This window comes from Mesorhizobium xinjiangense (assembly GCF_009749525.1).
GTDB lineage: Bacteria > Pseudomonadota > Alphaproteobacteria > Rhizobiales > Rhizobiaceae > Mangrovimarina > Mangrovimarina xinjiangensis.
Map to the genome: position 1 here is coordinate 1 of NZ_WOAC01000012.1, position 19,937 is coordinate 19,937.

19 protein-coding genes are annotated in these 19,937 nt (G+C 65.0%); 8 read left to right on the forward strand and 11 right to left on the reverse strand.

Translation table 11 applies throughout. The features are described 5' to 3' along the window. Nucleotides 1-280 precede the first annotated feature (280 nt). Nucleotides 281-1,699 (forward strand): amidase family protein, encoded by a 1,419-nt coding sequence (locus GM909_RS13465; protein ID WP_157016914.1) that lies wholly within the window; start codon nt 281-283, stop codon nt 1,697-1,699. Nucleotides 1,700-1,717: 18 nt separating this feature from the next. Here the strand turns inward: GM909_RS13465 and GM909_RS13470 are convergent, their stop codons facing one another. Beyond that, complete coding sequence (locus GM909_RS13470) at nt 1,718-2,671, reverse strand: LysR substrate-binding domain-containing protein (RefSeq protein ID WP_157016915.1); 954 nt, start codon at nt 2,669-2,671, stop codon at nt 1,718-1,720. Nucleotides 2,672-2,845: 174 nt separating this feature from the next. Here GM909_RS13470 and GM909_RS13475 point away from each other — a divergent pair, with 174 nt between their 5' ends. The 4 genes from GM909_RS13475 to GM909_RS13490 all read left to right on the forward strand — a co-directional run bounded on the left by GM909_RS13475 (nt 2,846) and on the right by GM909_RS13490 (nt 6,610). Further along, entirely contained in the window at nt 2,846-3,136 is a 291-nt protein-coding gene (locus GM909_RS13475) for a DUF1127 domain-containing protein (RefSeq protein ID WP_157016916.1), read from the forward strand. 528 nt (nt 3,137-3,664) lie between these two features. Next, the gene (locus GM909_RS13480) at nt 3,665-5,146 is read left to right on the forward strand and encodes a SulP family inorganic anion transporter (protein WP_157016917.1); all 1,482 of its coding nucleotides are present in this window, start codon (nt 3,665-3,667) and stop codon (nt 5,144-5,146) included. 11 nt (nt 5,147-5,157) lie between these two features. Continuing rightward, nucleotides 5,158-6,006 (forward strand): universal stress protein, encoded by an 849-nt coding sequence (locus GM909_RS13485; protein ID WP_157016918.1) that lies wholly within the window; start codon nt 5,158-5,160, stop codon nt 6,004-6,006. Nucleotides 6,007-6,130: 124 nt separating this feature from the next. After that, on the forward strand, nt 6,131-6,610 hold the full coding sequence (locus tag GM909_RS13490; RefSeq protein ID WP_157016919.1) for an SRPBCC family protein: 480 nt from the start codon (nt 6,131-6,133) through the stop codon (nt 6,608-6,610). An 82-nt stretch (nt 6,611-6,692) separates the two neighbouring features. Here the strand turns inward: GM909_RS13490 and GM909_RS13495 are convergent, their stop codons facing one another. The 4 genes from GM909_RS13495 to GM909_RS13510 all read right to left on the reverse strand — a co-directional run bounded on the left by GM909_RS13495 (nt 6,693) and on the right by GM909_RS13510 (nt 10,589). Further along, nucleotides 6,693-7,592, reverse strand: coding sequence for a DUF937 domain-containing protein (locus GM909_RS13495; RefSeq protein ID WP_157016920.1), 900 nt, complete (start codon nt 7,590-7,592; stop codon nt 6,693-6,695). 98 nt (nt 7,593-7,690) lie between these two features. Next, nucleotides 7,691-9,064: a glutamate--cysteine ligase gene (locus GM909_RS13500; protein WP_157016921.1), complete on the reverse strand. Its 1,374-nt coding sequence runs from the start codon at nt 9,062-9,064 to the stop codon at nt 7,691-7,693. A gap of 107 nt (nt 9,065-9,171) precedes the next feature. Further along, entirely contained in the window at nt 9,172-9,909 is a 738-nt protein-coding gene (locus GM909_RS13505) for a 16S rRNA (uracil(1498)-N(3))-methyltransferase (protein WP_157016922.1), read from the reverse strand. 32 nt (nt 9,910-9,941) lie between these two features. Next, nucleotides 9,942-10,589 carry a hypothetical protein gene (locus GM909_RS13510; protein ID WP_157016923.1) on the reverse strand — a complete coding sequence of 216 codons (648 nt, stop codon included), beginning with the start codon at nt 10,587-10,589 and terminating at the stop codon, nt 9,942-9,944. A gap of 279 nt (nt 10,590-10,868) precedes the next feature. Here GM909_RS13510 and GM909_RS25785 point away from each other — a divergent pair, with 279 nt between their 5' ends. Continuing rightward, nucleotides 10,869-11,009, forward strand: a complete 141-nt coding sequence (locus tag GM909_RS25785) for a hypothetical protein (protein WP_198174245.1) — start codon at nt 10,869-10,871, stop codon at nt 11,007-11,009. Between the two features lie 216 nt (nt 11,010-11,225). On the opposite strand, the gene GM909_RS13515 is transcribed toward GM909_RS25785, so the two are convergent. The 5 genes from GM909_RS13515 to GM909_RS13535 all read right to left on the reverse strand — a co-directional run bounded on the left by GM909_RS13515 (nt 11,226) and on the right by GM909_RS13535 (nt 15,851). Next, a complete protein-coding gene (locus tag GM909_RS13515) occupies nt 11,226-11,846 on the reverse strand; it encodes a class I SAM-dependent DNA methyltransferase (protein WP_198174246.1) in 621 nt (206 codons plus the stop codon). A gap of 255 nt (nt 11,847-12,101) precedes the next feature. Beyond that, the gene (locus GM909_RS13520; RefSeq protein WP_157016925.1) at nt 12,102-12,848 is read right to left on the reverse strand and encodes a metallophosphoesterase; all 747 of its coding nucleotides are present in this window, start codon (nt 12,846-12,848) and stop codon (nt 12,102-12,104) included. A gap of 93 nt (nt 12,849-12,941) precedes the next feature. Continuing rightward, entirely contained in the window at nt 12,942-14,183 is a 1,242-nt protein-coding gene (locus GM909_RS13525; RefSeq protein WP_157016926.1) for an alpha-hydroxy acid oxidase, read from the reverse strand. Nucleotides 14,184-14,259: 76 nt separating this feature from the next. Further along, entirely contained in the window at nt 14,260-15,039 is a 780-nt protein-coding gene (locus GM909_RS13530; RefSeq protein WP_157016927.1) for a (Fe-S)-binding protein, read from the reverse strand. Continuing rightward, entirely contained in the window at nt 15,036-15,851 is an 816-nt protein-coding gene (locus GM909_RS13535; RefSeq protein WP_157016928.1) for an FCD domain-containing protein, read from the reverse strand. Before GM909_RS13535 ends, GM909_RS13530 begins: the two co-directional genes overlap by 4 nt. Before the next feature lie 163 nt (nt 15,852-16,014). On the opposite strand from GM909_RS13535, the gene GM909_RS13540 reads away from it, so the two are divergent. Next, nucleotides 16,015-17,343, forward strand: coding sequence for a DUF3422 family protein (locus GM909_RS13540; protein WP_235911887.1), 1,329 nt, complete (start codon nt 16,015-16,017; stop codon nt 17,341-17,343). Nucleotides 17,344-17,367: 24 nt separating this feature from the next. Here GM909_RS13540 and GM909_RS13545 read toward each other — a convergent pair whose 3' ends face one another. Next, nucleotides 17,368-18,267: a LysR family transcriptional regulator gene (locus tag GM909_RS13545; protein WP_157017068.1), complete on the reverse strand. Its 900-nt coding sequence runs from the start codon at nt 18,265-18,267 to the stop codon at nt 17,368-17,370. 144 nt (nt 18,268-18,411) lie between these two features. On the opposite strand from GM909_RS13545, the gene GM909_RS13550 reads away from it, so the two are divergent. After that, a complete protein-coding gene (locus GM909_RS13550) occupies nt 18,412-19,908 on the forward strand; it encodes an FAD-linked oxidase C-terminal domain-containing protein (RefSeq protein WP_157016929.1) in 1,497 nt (498 codons plus the stop codon). Nucleotides 19,909-19,937 lie beyond the last annotated feature (29 nt).

Below are 19,937 nucleotides of genomic sequence, written 5' to 3' on the forward strand. Positions count from 1 at the left end.
ACAACCTCACCAAGCTCGCCCAAGCGGCATGAACCCACTATCGTTCAGCCAACAGCCCTATGCCGGAGCTATCTGGACAGGCTCCTAGAGCATGTCCCGCTCAAACGGAACCGTTTGAGCGAAAGGTACATGCTCCAACATATTGAGCTGGCGCGCATATCTTTGCTTCAAACGTTTCCGTTTGAAGCGAATGCGCGCTAGCAAGAGACATAAGATCAGGGAAGAAGAATGGGCCGGCGGGGCCGGCCCGTGAAGAATGCGGCAATATGGGAGATTTTGAATGACCGAGCGCGCCTTGTGGCAATTGAGTGCCTGTGAGCTGGCCGAGAGCATCGCAGCCAGGCGGATTTCCGCAGAAGAGGCTGTCGGGGCCAGCGTCGAGCGCATGCGGGCGCGCAATGCAACCCTCAACGCCGTAGTCGACGATCTGGGCGACGAGGCGATCGCCGAGGCGCGTCGTCTCGACGCGGTCATGGCCGCTTCGGGGCCGGTCGGGCCGCTGCACGGCGTGCCGGTGACGATCAAGGAGAATATCGACCAGAAAGGCCGCGCCACGCCCAACGGCGTCGAGGCCTTCAAGGACGTCATCGCGCCGGGCGACGCGCCGGTCGTGACCAATCTGAAGAAGGCGGGGGCAATCGTCATCGGGCGCACCAACACGCCTGAATTCTCCTTCCGTGCCACGACCGACAACCCGCTACACGGGCGCACCCTCAACCCCTGGGCGGACTGGGCTTCGCCCGGCGGCTCCTCGGGCGGGGCCTCGGCCGCCGTCATGTCGGGCATGTGCGCGCTGGCGCATGGCAACGATATCGGCGGCTCGTTGCGCTTTCCGAGCGCGGCCACCGGCGCGGCGACGGTCAAGCCGGGGCTCGGGCGCGTGCCGGCCTACAATCCCTCGGCCAAGGCCGAGCGGGGCACTCTGGCGCAGCTCATGTCGGTCCAGGGCGTGATCGCGCGCGAGGTGCGCGATGTGCGCCAGGCCATGAAGGCGCTGGTGGAATACGATCCGCACGACCCCTGGATGGTGCCGATGCCGTTCGAGGGGCCGGCGCATGAGGGGCCGGTGCGCGTCGCCTTCACCAAGAACACGTTCGAGTTCGCGCTTCATCCGGCCGTCGAGGCGGCGCTCGACAAGGCGAGCGACTGCCTGGTCGACGCCGGCTACGAGGTGATCGAAATCGATCCGCCCCTGGTGCGCGAATGTGCCGACACGGGCTACCGCGCGCTGATGGGCGAGGTGCGCGAACTCATGGGTCCCGACATCGAGGCTTATGGCAGCGACACGATCAAGCGCATCTTTGCCGACTATTTTGCCATCTTCGAGCCGTTCGAGGGCAAGGACCTGTTGCTCGCGATGGCCAAGCGGGCGCATTACACGCGCGAATGGCTGCTGTTCATGCAGGACTATCCGCTCGTGCTGACGCCGTTCCTGTTCGGCCCGGTCTATGCCTGGAACCGCGATGCCGAAGGCGTCGAAGGCGTGCGCGACGTGCTCGGCCAGGCCCATTACAGCTTCGCGATGAATTTCATGGGGTTGCCGGCCGGCAATATCGCGGCAGGGATGCATGACGGTCTGCCGATAAACGTCCAGATCGTCGGCCGGCGTTTCCGCGAGGACATGATCCTCGACGCCTGCGAGGCGATCGAGTCCCGTGTCGGCGTGATGGCGCACACGCTGTTCGAGCGGGAAGGGTAGGGCAGCAACGGACCGCCTTCACCACCCCGGTATCATGTTCGGCCTGTGGCGGCGCGTTCGGATCGCCGTCATCGACGAAAAGTCGAAGCCGGCGGGCTCGTCGGCCGCCGGCAGCGAGATGTTGTCGAGGCTTTCGGCGATGTGGCGCGCCAGCGCGTCGACGACGTCGGGCTGGCTCGTATGGCCGCGCAACAGCCCGATGCGGCAATCGGGCAGGGCGCCGAAGCCGTCGGCTTCGCCGAGCACCCGCATGCCGGGGCGCAGCGCGCATTCCGGCAGGATCGACACGGCGAGACCCGAAAGAACGGCGGCATTGATGACGGTGGCCGAGAAGCTCGTGCAGAGGATCTTGTATTCGCGCTCCATCTGGTCGAGCAGGTCGATCGCCGCGCGCCGCCACAGGCAGGTCGGCCGGCCGACCGCCAGCGGCAAGACCTCCTCTTCGTGCACGCAATGGGCTTGCGAGGCGACCCAGAGCAGCGGCTCGCGGCGCACGATTTCGCAGGCGCCCTTGTCCTCGTCATGGGTGATGAGCGCGATGTCGAGCTGATTGCGCCGGATGAGGTCGACGAGATTGACCGTCGGCTCGCAGATCACCGTGAGTTCCACCCGCGGGTTGGAGCGGGAAAACCGAGCCATGATCTCTGGCAGGAACCGGTCGGCATAGTCGTCCGGTGTGCCGATGCGGATATGGCCCTCCAGACGCTGGTCGTCGAATGCGGCAAGGGTTTCGCGGTTCAGCCGCATGATGCGCCGGGCGTAGGAGAGGAGCTTTTCCCCTTCCTCGGAGAGCCGGTTGGTGCGGCCGTTCTTTTCGAACAGCGGCTTGCCGATGCGCTCCTCCAGGCGCCGCATCTGCATGGAAACGGCGGACTGGGTGCGGTGCACCTCCCCGGCGGCGCGCGTGAAGCTGCCGGTATCGGAAATGGCGATGAAGGTCTGCAGCTGGTCGAGGTCGAGTGGCGTGGCCATGGGCGTAATCCATCACGGGTTTTGATGCTAAAGATTAGAAACATTCGTTCGACTAATCAATCTGCCAATGGCATGTTCTGATTGTTCATTGGATGGCGTCGCGCCTTTGCCCGCCGGCCGTTTGTGCCGAGGGGAGGAGTGCGTTTGCGCCCGAAGCAGCGAAGGAGACGAACGATGTCCGCGCTTGACCACAGCACGATCGCAATGCCAGCCCATGCGCGTCCGGCTTTCGCGACGCGTGTGTTCAGCCGCGTGGCGGCATTCCTTCGCAGCTGGAAAAACCGGCGTGCCGTCTACCGGCTCGGCGAGATGACGGATGCGCAACTGGCCGATATCGGCCTGACGCGGAGCGACCTGCATGTCGCCTGGCTGGTGCCCTTCGGCGAGGACCCCACCGCTACGCTCGGATCCATGGCACGGGCGCGCTCTCTCGAAGCCGAGGACGCAGCGCGGCGCATCTGCTGACCGGATCGCAATGCTGCTTCGTTGAATCAGAACCGCGATCTATCTTGTTGTTTGAGCATGATATTTTCTGAATTCCGGCGTCGACCATTCGGTATCATGCTCCGGTTTCCGCAGGCCTGAAACTCCCGCCGGCTTCCCCCCGGCTTGCCTGCCAACTGCCCGGCCTTCACGCCCTGAAGGCCGGGCTTTTTTATGCTGATGCCTGTGCAAGCAGCGCAGTGCGACTTGGTGTTTGCAGAAACGCATGGCAGCCATGTACACCTTATTGCAGCGCAAGACTTGAAGTTGCTCTGCGCCTGGGCCATAAGGCCGTTATTGCACTGCAGCAAGAACCTGTGTCGAAAGCTGGCCCCAACCGATGTGAAGCATAGCGCCACATTGTATTGATCGTTGCGCCGTCCCCCTGGGTGCGGCCGCATACCTTGTCGTGGCGTATGACGCGCCGGCATGCCGCTTTCATCATCCAATCAGTCGGGCGCCCGCCGCCCCCCTTGCCGTTCCGGCCCGCGGAAAGGAATCCGTTTGACCATGAATTTTGCAAAAGCCCGCCAGGAATGGTTCGGCAATATCAGAGGCGACCTGCTTTCCGGCCTCGTCGTGGCGCTTGCGCTCATACCCGAGGCGATCGCCTTTTCCATCATTGCGGGCGTTGATCCCAAGGTCGGGCTCTATGCCTCCTTTTCGATCGCCGTCATCATCGCCTTTACAGGCGGACGGCCGGGCATGATCTCGGCGGCGACCGCGGCCACCGCCGTGCTCATGGTCACGCTGGTCAAGGAGCACGGGCTGCAGTATCTGCTCGTCGCCACGATCCTGGCCGGCATACTGCAGGTGATCGCGGGCCTTTGCCGGCTGGGTGACCTGATGCGCTTCGTCTCGCGCTCGGTCATCACCGGTTTCGTCAACGCGCTGGCGATCCTGATCTTCATGGCGCAGATCCCCGAACTCGTCGGCGTGCCCTGGCTGACCTATGTCATGCTCGCGGCGGGGCTAGCTATCATCTACCTCTTCCCGCACCTGACGAAGGCGATCCCGTCGCCGCTCGTCTGCATCGTGGTGCTCACGGGCGCCGCGATGTATTTCGGGATGGACATCCGTACCGTCGGCGATATGGGCGAGCTGCCGTCGACCCTGCCGGTCTTCCTGCTGCCGGACGTGCCGCTCAATTTCGAAACCTTGATGATCGTATTGCCCTATTCGGCGGCGGTTGCGGTCGTCGGGTTGCTCGAATCGCTGATGACGGCGTCGATCGTCGACGAGCTGACCGACACGACGAGCAACAGGAATCGTGAATGCGTCGGCCAGGGCGTGGCCAATTTCGTCACCGGATTTCTGGGCGGCATGGCCGGCTGCGCGATGATCGGCCAGTCGGTCATCAATGTGAAATCCGGCGGGCGCGGCCGCCTGTCGGCCTTCGCCGCCGGCGTGTTTTTGCTCATCCTGTGCGTCGGGCTCGGCGATTGGGTGTCGATCATCCCGATGGCCGCCCTTGTCGCGATCATGATCATGGTGTCGATCGGCACCTTCTCCTGGGCCTCGATCCGCAATCTGAAGGACCATCCGCGCCGCTCCTCCACCGTCATGCTGGCAACGGTCGTCGCGGTGGTCGTCACCCACAATCTGGCCATCGGCGTGCTGGTCGGCGTGCTCCTGTCGGGCCTGTTCTTCGCCTCCAAGGTGGCGCAGATCTTCCGCATCACCTCGACCCTTTCGCAGGACCAGAGCCAGCGCACCTATGTCGTCCAGGGGCAAGTGTTCTTCGCCTCCGCCGAACGTTTCATAAAATCGTTCGATCTGAAGGAAGCGGTGGAAAAGGTGCGCATCGACGTCAGCGGCGCGCATATCTGGGACTTGACCGGGGTCGGAGCGCTCGACACGGTGGTGCTGAAGTTCCGCCGCGAAGGCACCGAGGTCGAACTGATCGGCATGAACGAGGCGAGCGCGACGCTGGTCGACAAGCTCGCAATATATGACAAGCCCGGCGCATTCGAACGCCTCATGGGCCATTGAGGGAGCGCCATATGTCCAAAATTCTCGCGCTGGTCGACGGGTCGATCTATGCCAAGAGCGTCACCGGCCTTGCCGCCTGGGCGGCCGACCGTCTCGGTCTGCCGGTGGACGTTGCCCACGTTCTGGGGCGCCGCATGGCCTCCGGTTTCGACCTGAGCGGCAGCCTCGACGTCGACCAGCGGGCCACTCTTCTGAAGGAACTGGCGGATCTCGACGAACAGCACGGCCGGATCGCCCAGGAGAAGGGCCGCGCCATCCTGAACGCCGCCAAGTCGCTGCTGCAAGAGGCCGGGGTGGACGAGGTCGCGGCAAAACTGCGCCATGGCGATCTACTCGATACGCTTGCCGATCTGGAAGCGGACGCCGAAATGGTCGTGATCGGCAAGCGCGGCGAGGCGGCCGATTTCGCCAAGCTGCATCTGGGGTCCAATCTGGAACGCGTGGTGCGCGCCTCGAAAAGGCCGGTGCTGGTCGCCGCACGGGCCTTTACGCCGTTCGACCATTTCCTGATCGCTTATGACAGCGGCAGAAGCGCCAACCGGGCGATCGAATATCTCGTGCAGAGCCCGCTTCTCAAGGGCATGAAATGCGTGCTGCTTTCGGTCGGCGCCGATACGCCCGAAAACCACTCGCGGCTCGAAGCGCCGGCGGCCCTCCTGAAAGGTGCCGGTTTCGAGGTCGAGACCGAACTGGCGCAAGGCGAGCCCGACGAGGTTATCGGCGCCAGGGTGGAAGAAGCGGGAATCGGGCTCCTGGTCATGGGCGCCTATGGGCATTCGCGCATCCGCAGCCTTGTCATCGGCTCCACGACGACCGCCATGGTGCGGCGCTGCAAGGTGCCGGTGCTGATGTTCCGCTAGAACATATCCCGCTCAAACGGAATCGTTTGAGCGAAAGGGCGTCGGAAAAGATATTGCCAGGCTGTCGGCGCGTGCCGGTCTCGTTCGTTCCTTTGGCTGACAGATACAGAAAAGGAGAGGTTCGATGGATACGAAGGCAAACAGCACCGACAGCCGTCAGCTCGTTCTGGAGCGCGTCATCGATGCGCCGCGCGAAAAGCTCTACCGATGCTGGACGGAGCCGGCGCTACTGATGCAGTGGTTCGCGCCGCGACCCTGGACCACGCCGCATGCCGAGCTCGACGTCCGGCCGGGTGGGTCCAGCCTGTTCGTGATGCGCGGGCCGGACGGCACGGAATTTCCCAATCGCGGGGTCTATCTCGAGGTGGTGGAGAATGAGCGCCTCGTCTTTACCGATGCCTATGTCGATGCCTGGACGCCGTCCGAAAAGCCGTTCATGACGGCGATCGTGACATTCGAGGACATCGGCGGCGGCAGGACGAAATACACCGCTCGTGCCCTGCACTGGACCGACGAGGATCGCAAGACCCACGAAGAAATGGGATTTCACGAGGGCTGGGGCCAATGCGCCGACCAGCTTGCCGCGCTGGCGAAGACGATTTGATCCAACCGACGTCGTCCCGGCCGCCCGAATGGCTTCCGGGATGACGGTGGAGAGGGACCGGGATAGGACGCGGGAAAAGCGCCTACCTCCGGAACCGGTCCATGCCCTTCAGGAACTGGTCGACGACCGATTCCATGTTCTTCTGGTATTCGTCGCGCTGGCGGGCGCCGGTTTCGAACATGTCGCCGAAAACATCGTCATAGGGCGTGCGCTCACGGCCGCTCGGATTGGTCCGCGGGCTCGCCGTTTCTGGCTCCGGCGCCGGCTTCGATTGCGCCCCGGCGCCGCGCATCATGTCCTCGTAGATGCGGCCGAAGGGGTTGTCGCCGGGATTTTGCGTCTGCGGCCGGCTTTGCGGCTCATGCTGCGCCGCGCCGCCGAACATGTCCTGCAGGATCTTGCCGAACGGGTTGTCCGCCATGTCAGGCTGCGGCGCGCGGCGCTGTTGCGCCTGGCCGCCCATGCCCTGGCGCATCATCTGCTCGAGGATTTCGCCCAGCGGGTTGGTGCCGGCGCCGGCCGCGCGCGACGACGCGGCGCCCGATGGCGATGCGCCGAGCTGACCGGTCGACTGCTTGAACAGGCCGCCCATGATCATCGCCGCCAGCGCCGGCAGCATCTGCTTCATCACGTCCTGGCCGATGCCGGTGGCGTGCGCGGCCTGGTCGGCCACGGCGCGCGACAGCTCCTTGGAGCCGAAGACGTGGCCGAGAATGCCGTTGCCTTCGGCCATGCCGTCCGGCGTGAAGGCCTGGCTGGCATCGTCGAAATATTTCGCATGCTGGCCGCTCGACAGGGCCGACAGAAAGGCGCCGACATTGTAGGGATCGGCCGTGTTCTGTTTCAGGCCGCGGCTGAAGGCGGGCAGCAGCGCCTCTACGGCTTGCTGCGCCTGTTGCTGCGACAGGCCGAACTGCCTGGCCATCTGTTCGAAGGCTTGACCGTTCTGGGCGTTGGCCAGCATTTCATTGAGCGGCAGCATGGCGGGTCCTCCTCAGGCAAGTGTTGGCCAAAGAGTAGCGCTTTTCGATTGCAGATGGAACGTCGCTTGGGATTACGAGGAAAGGAGGCAAGCCGTCGTCAATAGGCATATTCCAGAAACACCGGCTCGATGGAGCCGCCCCAGCGCGTATGGAAGGCCGTGACCATCTCCTGGGCGCTGGTGGTGCCGCGCGCGACGATCTCCTCGAGCGGCGCGATAAAATGCGTCTCGTCAAAGTCCTCGCGGTTCTTGCGGCCACGGTTCTTCAGCCCCAGGCGCGAGATGGTCAGCACTTCGCGCGCCACGTCGCGCAAGCCGGCATTGCCAAGCGTCGCGTCGAGCCCTTTGGCGGGCACGGCGTCGCGCATGGCATGCACGTCGGCATAGCTCCAGCCGGCCGTCAGCGTGTCGGCGGCGTCGAGCGCCTCGTCGTCATAGAGCAGGCCGACCCAGAAGGCGGGCAGGGCGCAGATGCGCCGCCACGGCCCCCCATCGGCGCCGCGCATTTCCAGGAAGCGTTTTAGCCGCACGTCGGGAAACAGCGTCGAAAGGTGGTTCGCCCAGTCGCCCATGGTCGGCATGCCGTCGGGCACGCTGTCGCGCAGGGCTCCGTCCATGAACTGGCGGAAGGTGACATGGGTGCAGTCGTAATAGCGGCCGTTGCGGATGAGGAAATACATCGGCACGTCGAGCGCCCAGTCGGCGTAGTCGGCAAAGCCGAACTGCGGCGAGAAGCAGAATTCGAGCAGCCCTGAGCGCTGGTTGTCGGTGTCGCGCCAGATCTCGCCGCGCCAGCTCTGCAGCCCGTTGGGCCTGCCTTCGGTGAAGGGCGAATTGGCGAACAGCGCCGTGGCGAGCGGCTGCAGGCGCAGCGACACCTGCATCTTGCGGCGCATGTCGGCCTCGTCGGCGAAGTCGAGATTCACCTGGATGGTGCAGGTGCGGTACATCATGTCGAGCCCGTGCGTGCCGACCTTGGGCATATAGGCGGTCATGATGTCGTAGCGCGATTTGGGCATGCGCGGGGTTTCCGCCAGCGTCCATTTCGGGCTGCCGCCGAGGCCGAGAAAGCGGATGCCGAGCGGCTCGGCGATCTCGCGCAACTGCGCCAGATGCGCATTGCCCTCGCGGCAGGTCTGGTGGATCGTCTCCAGCGCGGCGCCTGACAACTCGAACTGGCCGCCCGGCTCCAGCGATATGGCGCCTTGCCCGGTCGGCTCGACGAGGCCGATGATCTGGTCGGCGTCGAGGATCGGTTCCCAGCCGAGCACGCGCTGCATGCCTTCCAGCAACGCCTTGATGCCGCGCTCGCCGGCATAGGGCACGGGCGCATTGCCGTCATAATAGAAGGGAAATTTCTCGTGCTCGGTGCCGATGCGCCATTGGTCCTTCGGCTTGCAGCCCGCGGCCAGATAGGCGACGAGCTCGTCGAAATTCTCGAGCGGGCTGGTGTCGGTCGTGTCGCGCGCCATGAAGCATCCTCGCACTGGTGTGGCTGTTGCGGCCGGCGCGAGTGTTGACCGGATTGCCGCCGTCCGATCAAGCAAAAAATCCTGACAGAAGGCTCAATCCTGATGGATCAGTGCCAGTCGCCGATCGTCGCCTGGATGACGGCGAGCGCGGCAACGGCTGCCGTGTCGGCGCGCAGGATGCGCGGCCCGAGCGGAATGGGCGTCACATAGGGCAGGGTTTTCAACTGCCGCCGCTCGTCGTCCGAAAAGCCGCCCTCGGGGCCGACGAGCAGACCGATCTTGCTTTCCGAGACCGCTTTCAGGGCCTCTGTCGGATTGTTGCTGTCGGCGCTTTCGTCGCAGAAAATCAGCCGCCGGCCCGGTTCCCACTCCCATAGCAGCCGGTCGAGCTTGACCACCTGCGCCACCTTGGGAATGGCCAGGATGCCGCATTGCTCGGCCGCCTCGATGGCGTTTGCCTGCAGGCGGTCGAGGCCCACCGTGGACATCTGCGTGTGCTGCGTGATGACCGGTTGCAGCCGGCCGGCGCCCATCTCCACCGCCTTTTGCACCATGTAGTCGATGCGGCCCTGCTTGAGCGGGGCGAAGCAGTACAACAGGTCCGGCGGCGGCGGCTGGGTGCGTGTCTGCGCGACGGGAACGAGCTGTGCCTTCTTCTTGCCGGCCTCCGCCAGACGCGCCAGCCACTCGCCATCTTGTCCATTGAAAACAAGGACTTCCGATCCGGAACTCATGCGCATGACATTGAGCAGGTAATGCGCCTGCTGCGGGTCTGCCTCGACGGGCTCGCCCGCGGTCAGCCGGTGTGGAACGAAAAGCCTCTGCATTTTGTAGTTGGCACGCATGTGACGAGCAATGGGCAAGTGTTGTGGCAGGTTCAAGGCAGATCGGCACTGGAATGCCACATTGGTGAATAGCCTGCCCGCAATGCACAGATCGTTGCCTGCGGCGTGAGCAGAACCGGTGTCTCGCGGGCCAATTCCGCCAACGGCAGCGGCGCGCCGTAGCCGGAGAATCGCCAGGGCAGGGCCGTGCCACTGCGAATCGCGAAAGGCGCGTCGTTGACCGCAATCATGGCGCCATCGGGCAGGGTGGCGAGAGACGGGGCGGCGTCGGGCGCATGGCCGGTTGCTGCAAGGCGCTGGCGGTGGAGCAGCGCGTCCATCTGCGGCGCGGTTGCCGACTGCAGGTCCAATCCTGCGGCAAAGGCCTGCGCGAAATTTCGCGCCGCATCGCGCCGGCAGTAGAAGCATGGCCGGTGGCCAGCCGCCAGTGCCGTTACCTCGTCGAGAAAGAACAGTTCCGTCCAGCCCGCCCGGCCCGACGGTGCGTTGCGGCCCATCACATCGCGTCGCATCCCCTTGAAGGAACAGGCGCAGATGATCCAGGCCTTCGTCGTCCAGCGGCGCTTCAGGAGCGTTTTCGTGGCAGGGTCGTGGATGACGCCGCGATTGCCGGTGAACAGCCCGCGTGCCGCGACGGCATGGATTTCACCGAACGGGTCGACGCGGTTTTGAAGCGGCATCACGCGTCTCCCGGTTCGCGGCGCGCAACCCGTGCCGCGATGCTCTGCGTCGCATTCATGTCACACCCGGCCGTATTCGTGTGGAGTGTTTCACAGAAGCATGGCGCAAGCGGTCGTACAAGGCTATGAGGTCGCCGCTTCCGCGGGTGGGCGGACGCCGAGAAGAGACGTCCGAAGCGGCGGCCACCAGAACACGACGCATATCAATCGGATGCACGGCGCCGTCGTAACCGGGCGGTAACCACAGTCGTGCCCTATGCCGGAATGCAGGTAGCAAAGATGACACCCGTGAAGGCAGCGCTCCTTTCCCTTTTCATGCTTTCGGGCATCCTGGTCTGGGGCGTCGGCATCTATGCCGCCGACGCCTCGTCCGACCTCGTCGCCATCGACGGCTACGGCGTTGGCGCGGTCAGCCGCTGAACGCGTTGCCGCTTCGTTTCCACGTTTCCAATTGCATCAATCGTGCCATCTGCCCCGTGCTCGGTTCTACGGTGCGCGGGGCAAGGAACCTAGAACATGCCCCGCTCAAACGGTGACGTTTGAGCGAAAGGTACATGCTCCAACAAAACGAGATGGCGCGCATATCTTTGCTTCAAACGTTTCCATTTGAAGCGAACGCGCGCTAAGCCCCGGTAGTCAGAGACGGCGCACGGCCCAGACACGGGCGCCCAGATCGATGGCGGGCAGATGCGGACCGTCTTCGGCCATGATCTTGTCGACCCGGCCGTCGGCGATGGCCTGGGTCAGCCGCGTCTCGAATTGTGGATCCTCCAGCGTGTGGTCGTTGAGCGAGACGACGAAAATGCCGCCCGGCGCCAGGCTTTCGATGGCCGCGTCGATATTGTCGGCCGGAGCAGCGCCGGCGCCGATCGCGCCTACCGCCGCAATGGCCATATATTTGCGGTCGCCCGTGTCGAGGACCGCATCGGAGTTCGCACGGATAAGATCGCGATAGACTCCCTTGGCGCGCGCCTTGTCCAGCATGCCTTCGGAAATGTCGGTCCCGTCGATCGTCGTGAAGCCCGCTTCTTTCAGTGCCTCGCCCGACATGCCGGTGCCGCAGGCGAAATCGAGGATCGGCGCGTCCTTGTCGCCGAGATGTGCTGCAAGGGCGGTGGCGCAGCGCCCGGGCGTGCGGTAATCGTTCTCGTGCAGATCCTTGTCATAGACGTCGGCCCAGTCGTTGTAGTACTGGCGCATGCCCTCGCCGCCATCGGTCTTGTAAACATTATCCAGGAACGCGCTCGTGGCGGCCATATCGGTCTCCTTGTTGTCGTTGGATGGAGGAGTCGTATCATCGCCATTGCCCATGTTCAACAAACGACCAACCATGGTTGAAAAGCGACATGCAGGTCTCGATGCGAAGTCAATGCCTGCGAAAGCGCAAGCGTCGTATCGATCGAGCGGCGGCTGCAGGCGCAGCAACGGGCCCTCGTGTATTGAATCGTTTTCCCGGCCTATCGCCTTGTTCGAGCAAAGCTTTCTGAATCGCGTCAGCCTTGGCCCGGCGCCTTATTCCGATCCGTGGGTGGCTTCCAGCAGGCGCTTGTCCTCACCGTCGACGACAAGGGCGGTGAGGCGGCCGCTGGCATAGGCGAGCGTGTCGACATTGACGCGGTTCGGCAGCACTTCCGCCACGTCATGCGGCGTGTGGCCGTGGACGACGACCTTCGGGTGCAGTTCGAGGTGAAACAGGAAATCCTCGCGAATCCAGACGAGATCGCCCGGGTCCTGTTCGTCGAGCGCAATGCCGGGGCGGATGCCGGCATGGCAGAAGAAGAAGTCGCCGAATTCGACAGAGAGGGGCAGGGCGCGCAGGAATTGCGCATGGGCCGGTGGGATTGCCGCGGCCAGCCGGCGGGCGCCGTCTGCGACGCCGTCGGGCGATGCGAAGTCGATCTCGACGCCGTAGGAGCGCGCGGTTGCAGCCCCGCCGTTTCGCGCGAACAGGCCGTGCGGCTCGGGCCGTGCGAGGAAATCAATGAGGCCGACATCGTGGTTTCCGGCGAGCGCGACGACGCGCTCGTCCTCGGCCATGCGCTCGATCAGGAACGTGATGACCCCTCGTGCATCCGGTCCGCGATCGACATAGTCGCCGAGATGGATGATGCGCCAGTCGGCCGGCCGGTCGCGCATGATCTCTGCGTGGATGCGCGCATGCATGGCCGACAAGAGGTCGAGCCGGCCGTGCACGTCGCCGATGGCGTAAAGGCGCATGCCTTGCGGCCCGCGTGCGTCGAGGAAATGCACGCCGGCCATGGTCGGCCCCTCAGCCGCGCGCGCCTGCGGGAACGCCCGGCCGGGATCTGGAATGCCGAGATCCCCGGTGTGGGCGGTCGCTCGGTCGCAGGATCATGATTTCGCCTTCGCTTTCGCCGCCGATCCGCCTTGCTTGGCCTTTGCCGTCGCGGCGCCGGTCCTGGCTTTCGGCCGCGCCTTCGGTGCCGCCTCGCCCGGTGCAGTATAGATCAGATCCGGGCCGGCGTCGTTGATGTCGCGCTTGCCGCACAATGCCAGCGTCGTGTCGAGTTCCTTGCGGATGATGTCGAGGGCCAAGGTCACGCCCTGTTTGCCCATCGCGCCGAGCCCGTAGAGGAAGGGCCGGCCGATATAGGTTCCCTTGGCGCCGAGACACAGCGCCTTCAGCACGTCCTGGCCCGAGCGGATGCCGCCGTCGAGATGGATCTCGATCTTGTCGCCGACGGCTTCGGCGATCTCTGGCAGCACGGAAATCGAGGAGGACGCACCGTCCAACTGGCGTCCGCCATGGTTGGAAACGATGATCGCGTCGGCGCCGGACTTGGCCGCCATGACGGCGTCCTCCTTGTCGAGGATGCCCTTGAGGATCAGCTTGCCGCCCCAGCGCTTCTTGATCCATTCGACGTCCTTCCACGACAGGCGCGGGTCGAATTGCTCATTGGTCCACGACGAAAGCGAGGAGAGGTCGCCGACGCCCTTGGCGTGCCCGACGATGTTGCCGAAGGTGCGGCGCTTCGTGCCGAACATGCCCATGCACCAGCGGGGCCGCGTCGCCATCTGGTAGATGTGCTTGGGCGTGAACTTGGGCGGCGCGGTCAGCCCGTTGCGCAGGTCCTTGTGGCGCTGGCCGAGGATCTGCAGGTCGAGCGTCAGCACGAGCGCGGAACAGCCGGCCGCCCTGGCGCGGTCGATCAGCGCGTTGACGAAATCGCGGTCTCGCATGACGTAGAGCTGGAACCAGAAGGGTTTCGCCGTCACCGAGGCGACGTCCTCGATCGAGCAGATGCTCATCGTCGACAGCGTGAAGGGAACGCCGAATTCCTCCGCCGCCCGGGCAGCCAGCATCTCGCCGTCGGCATGCTGCATGCCCGTCAGCCCGGTCGGCGCCAGCGCCACGGGCATTGCCACCTTCTCGCCGATCATGGTCGTTTCCAGCGAGCGGTTCGCCATGTCGACCAGCACGCGCTGGCGCAGCTTGATGTCGGCAAAATCGGCTTCGTTGGCCCGGTATGTGCCCTCCGTCCAGGCGCCGGAATCGGCATAGTCGAAAAACATCTTGGGAACGCGCCGGCGCGCCAGCGTCTTCAGATCGGCAATTTCCAGAATGGCACTCATGCTTTCCCCATCGGGTTCGGTTGAAACGGTCCGGCCTGTCGGCCGGACAGGACATCGTTTTCGGGCGGGCGGTTCGTCATGCGGCCCTGCGCGCGCGGCCGATGGGCGGCTCATCGGTCATGCCGGCCAGAACCTCGGCGATATGGCGCGCCGTCACATGCGACCCCTTGCGCTTCAATCGCCCGGCCAGGCCCATCATGCAGCCCAGATCGTTGCCGAGAACGAGAGTCGCGCCGCTTGCCTCGATCGCTTCCACCTTGCGCTCAGCCAAAGCATTCGTCATGGCGCGCGGCATGGCCCGGCTGCTGCCGCAGCAGCCGCATGGCCCCCGCGAACCCCGCATCGCCTTCAATTCGAGGCCCGGCATGGCCGCAAGCAGCCTTTCAGGGTCGCGGTTTGCGCCGGCCTCGGCGGCATCGCAGCAGGAAAGGTGATAGGTCACCGTGCCCTCATGGACGGCGGCGATCCGGTCCACCTTCATCACCTCGGTCAGGAAGGCGACCAGTTCGTGGACCTTGGCAGCGAAAGCCTCGGAGCGCGGCGCCCAAAGGGTGTCACCGGCAAAAAGGTCCGGATAGTTCGATTTCAGCATGCCGGCACAGGCGCTCGACGGCGCGACGACGTAGTCATAGGCCTCGAATGTTTCGATCGTCTGCCGGGCGGTGTCGCGAACCTCGTCCAACTCGCCGGCATGGTGCGCCGGCTGTCCGCAGCAATTCTGCACCAGAGGCACCTCGACCGTGCAGCCGGCCTCCTCGAGCAGGCGTGCCGCGGCAAGGCCGACCGCGGGGCGGAACATGTCGACGAGACAGGTGACGAAGAGGCCGACACGGGGTCCGGCGGGCGAAAGGCTCACGTCGCGTCTCCGTCTTTCGCAGGCTTTTGCGGCCGGCCGTCGGCGGCCGTGCGCTGCATCATGCGCAGGCGCGAAACCCGCTTCCAGTCGTCGCTGCGTTCGGCCTCGACCATGGCGCGTTCGACGAAGTCGATGTGCTCGCGGGCGGCCTCGCGCGCCGCCTCAGGCCTGCCCGCGGCAATCGCTTCGCCGATGGCCAGATGCTGCCTCAGCAGGCAATCGCGCGCCCCGGGCAGGCTGTAGATGAGCGAGCGGTTGTAGAACACCCCGTCTGAAAGCAGGCGATAGCACGAGCGCAGCGTGTGCAGCAGGATGACGTTGTGGGCGCATTCGCCGACGGCGTTGTGAAACTCGACATCGATCGCGGCCTCGGCGTCGAAATCGCCGCCGGCATGGACGTCTTTCATGCGGTGCATGATATCGTCGAGCATGACGCGATCTTCCGCCGTGGCGCGGCGGGCGGCGAATTCGGCCGCGATGCTCTCCAGTTCGCGGCGGTATTCCAGATAGTCGGAGGCCGGCTTGCGGTGGGTGGCGACGAGTTCCAGCATCGGATCGGAAAAGACCTGGCCTATGATATCGGCCACCTGCGTGCCGCCGCCCCGGCGCGTCACGATGAGGCCGCGCGTCTCGAGCCGCTTCAGCGCGTCGCGCAGGATGGGACGCGAGACCTCGAAGCGGCGCGCCAGTTCGCGTTCGCCGGGCAGGCGGTCGCCGACCCGGAAGACGCCTTCCAGGATCAGGCTCTCTATCTGCTGGATCACTTCATCCGCCGTGCGCGAATGCTCGACCCGGGAATATATGTCGTCCAACGCTCGTCCCCGGAAGAATGCAACGGGCGGAGATTAGGCGGCGCGCCATAACTGGTCAAATCTTTTGTCCAGTTATGCGCAGCCGTGCAAGGGACACGGCGCCGCTGCGGACAAGCGGCCATGTCTCGGTTAAGCTTGCAGGGCTCAATGGTGGACGAGGCGGATGGCGCGTGTGATGAAGCAGGACAAGCCGCAACGAGACGATGGCGCGCGCCTGACCGGCAGCGTCATGGGCTTTGCCGCCCACGAGGCGCGCGCGGGCGCGACCGGCGAGGTGCATGCGCGCCCGCATCCGCTGATTTCTGCGCCGCGCCGGCTGATCCAGCTTTCCTTCATGACGGAGGGCGGCTCGACAGTCGATCACGCCGTTCTGGCCGAGCTGTCCCGGCGCCTCGGCATGTCTCCGCCCGACCGCCAGGCGCGCCATCATGCGATGAACTGGGGCAGGGGAACGCTCTACTGGGAACGCCACACGGAATTTTCCACCTATCTGTGGGAGGGGCCGCTCACCGGCCGCGGTCAACCCGACAAAGCGGATTCGCCTTTCGGCGACGGCTTCAATCCGCCCGGCACGGCGATCTGCGGTGTCAGGCTCGACATCCGCAAATGGACGCCGCAGGCCGAACGGCTCGTTGCCGAATTCGATGCCGGCAGCCTGTGCTATTCGGCGGTGGAGGGCGGCAAGGCCGCCGCGATCACCGACTTCCGCCAGGACGGCGACGGCCTGACGCGCATGCTTCTGCTCGATGGCGGTCTGAGCCCGGCCCGTGTCGGGGCGCTGTCACAGCGCCTGATCGAGATCGAGACCTATCGCACGCTCGCCATGCTTGGCCTGCCGTTGGCGCAGTCGCTGTCGCCGCGCATCCGCCGCATCGAGGACCGGCTTGCCCTGCTGACGGGCGAAATGCGCCTTGCCGAACGCGACAGCCATGCGCTGCTCGACGAGTTGACCGACCTGGCCGCCGAACTGGAAGCCGACGCGGCGGCAAGCCTCTACCGCTTTGGTGCCAGCCGGGCCTATCACGGCATTGTCGAGGAGCGGCTGGCCGCGCTCGGCGAGCAGGCCATGCCGGGCTACGATACATGGGGCGGGTTCTTGCAGCGGCGTGTGGCGCCCGCCATGCGCACCTGCCGCTCGGTGGAGGAGCGCCAGGCGAACCTGTCGCGCAAGCTGGCACGGGCGGCGACGCTGCTTCGAACCTGGGTCGACGTGGAGGTGGAAAAGCAGAACCGCGATCTGCTGGGTTCGATGAACCGCCGCGCCAAGCTGCAATTGCGCCTGCAGCAGACGGTCGAGGGGCTCTCCGTAGCGGCCGTGTCCTATTATGTCGTCGGGCTCATAGGCTATGTCGCCAAGGGCTCGCCGGTGGTGGCGGCCGCGGTCAAGCCGGAGTTCGTCACGGCGCTGTCGGTGCCGTTCGTGCTGGCCGGCGTGTGGTGGCTGGTGCGGCGCATCCGGCGCTCGCATTCGGATGATGAGGCAGGGCATTGATGACGACCGAGGATCGCCGGTCTCTTATCCGCCCTCCCAATAGGGAACCGGTGCGTAGAGATCGGCCAGATAATCGATGAACAGCCGCACCTTCGACGGCAGGAAGCGGCGCGAGGGATAGACGGCGTGGACGGCCAGCTTGCTCGAGGCTGCATAGTCCGGCAGGACGCGCTCCAGCTTTCCGGCGGCGAGTTCCGGCCCGACATCCCAGGTCGAGCGCAGGGCGATGCCCATGCCGGAAATCACCGCCTCGCGCACGATCTCGCTGGAATTGGTCTGCAGCGGTCCCTCCGCCCGATGGACGATCGGGCCTTGCGGTCCCTCGAGCCGCCACGGCTCGTTGTTGTGGGCGGCGAGGCAGACATGGTTTCCCAGATCGTCGATCGTTTGCGGAATGCCGTGCGCCGCGAGATAGGAGGGGGCGGCGACGAGGAAGCGTTCGACCGGCGCCAGGCGCCGCGCGATCAGGCTGGAATCGGAAAGCTCGGCGATGCGGATGGCGAGGTCGAATCCCTCGCCGACAATGTCGACGAAATCGTCGCTCAGGACGATCTGGATCGACAGTCCGGGGTTGTCGCGCATGAAGGCGCCCAGATGCGGCGCGATGTGCATGCGCCCGAAGGAGGTCGGCGCGGAGATCTTGAGCGTGCCGCGCGGCTGCTTGGAGCGCCGCATGACGAAGGCTTCCGCTTCCTCGACGCCGGCGAGGATGGCCAGCGCCCGCTCGTAGAGCCCCTGGCCGGCCTCCGTCAGCGCGATCTGGCGCGTGGTGCGCTGCAAGAGCCGGGTGCCCAGCCGGGTCTCCAGCTTGCTCAGCCGCTTGGAGATGACGGCCGGCGACAGGCCAAGCTCGCGGCCCGCCGCAGACAGACTGCCGGCGGAAACGACGCGGGCAAAGATCTCCAGTTCGCCGATGCTCAACATGACAGGGGCTTTATGCATGTATTGACGTGTTTCGAAAGCTGAGGCTGTCGATTTTTCAACGACGCGCGGGCCGGGATGCGATCGCGGTTTGCCTTGCTGCGAATTACTGGTAAACAGAATTGACCAGTTGGTGGAGGAATTCGGTTGAGCGGCCCAGCCATGCCAGAACCCGACAGGGCTACGCTTTCGCGGCGCGAGGAAATCGTGGCCGACATGCGCATCATCGTGCCCGGCGAGGGCGTGGTCGATACGCTCAACGAGATGCGCGCCTTCGAGTCCGACGGCCTGTCGGCCTATCGGCAAGTGCCGCTGGTCGTCGTTCTGCCGGAGACGACGGCGCAGGTCGCGCGCATCCTCAAATATTGCGCCGAGCGCAACATCCGTGTCGTGCCGCGCGGTTCGGGCACCTCGCTGTCGGGCGGCGCACTGCCGCTTCAGGACGCGGTGCTTCTGGTCATGAGCCGCTTCAACCGCATTCTCGACATCGACTATGCCAACCGCAGCGTGACCGCGCAGCCGGGCGTGACCAATCTCGGCATCACCCAGGCCGTCGAACAGGACGGTTTTTACTACGCGCCCGACCCGTCCTCGCAGATCGCCTGCTCGATCGGCGGCAATGTGGCGGAGAATTCCGGCGGCGTGCACTGCCTCAAATACGGCCTGACGACGAACAACGTGCTGGGGCTCGAAATGGTGCTGATGAGCGGCGAGGTCGTGTATCTCGGCGGCAAGCACCTGGATGCCGAAGGCTATGACCTTCTGGCCATCATGACCGGCTCGGAAGGGCTTTTGGGCGTCGTCACCGAGGTGACGGTGCGCATCCTGAAGAAGCCGGAGGCCGCGCGGGCGCTGCTGATCGGATTTCCGACGAGCGAAGAGGCGGGCCAGTGCGTCGCCGACATCATCGGCGCCGGCATCGTGCCGGGCGGCATGGAGATGATGGACAGGCCGGCGATCCACGCGGCGGAGGATTTCGTCCATGCCGGCTATCCGCTCGACGTCGAGGCGCTGCTGATCGTCGAACTCGACGGGCCGGTGGCCGAGATCGACCATCTCATCGAACGGGTGGAGGCGATCGCCCAAGAAAACGGCTCGACGACCTGCCGGATTTCCGCTTCGGAGGAAGAGCGCCTGTCGTTCTGGGCCGGCCGCAAGGCGGCTTTCCCGGCGGTCGGCCGCATCTCGCCCGATTACTACTGCATGGACGGCACCATCCCGCGCAAGGAGTTGCCGAAAGTGCTCGCCGGAATGCGTGCGCTGTCGGAGAAGTACGGGCTCGGCGTCGCCAATGTCTTTCACGCCGGCGACGGCAATCTGCACCCGCTGATCCTCTATGACGCCAACAATCCCGGCGAGCTCGACAAGGCGGAAGCGTTCGGCGCCGACATTCTGCGGCTGTGCGTGGCGGTGGGCGGCGTACTGACCGGCGAGCACGGCGTGGGCGTGGAAAAGCGCGACCTGATGCCGGAAATGTTCAGCCAAGCCGATCTCGACCAGCAGATGCGCGTCAAATGCGCCTTCGATCCCGGCCATCTGCTCAATCCGGGCAAGGTCTTCCCGCAACTGCGCCGCTGTGCCGAGCTCGGCCGCATGCACATCCATCGCGGCGAAATGCCGTTTCCGGACATTCCGCGGTTCTGACATGCATCTTGAAAGTAAGGCAATATTGC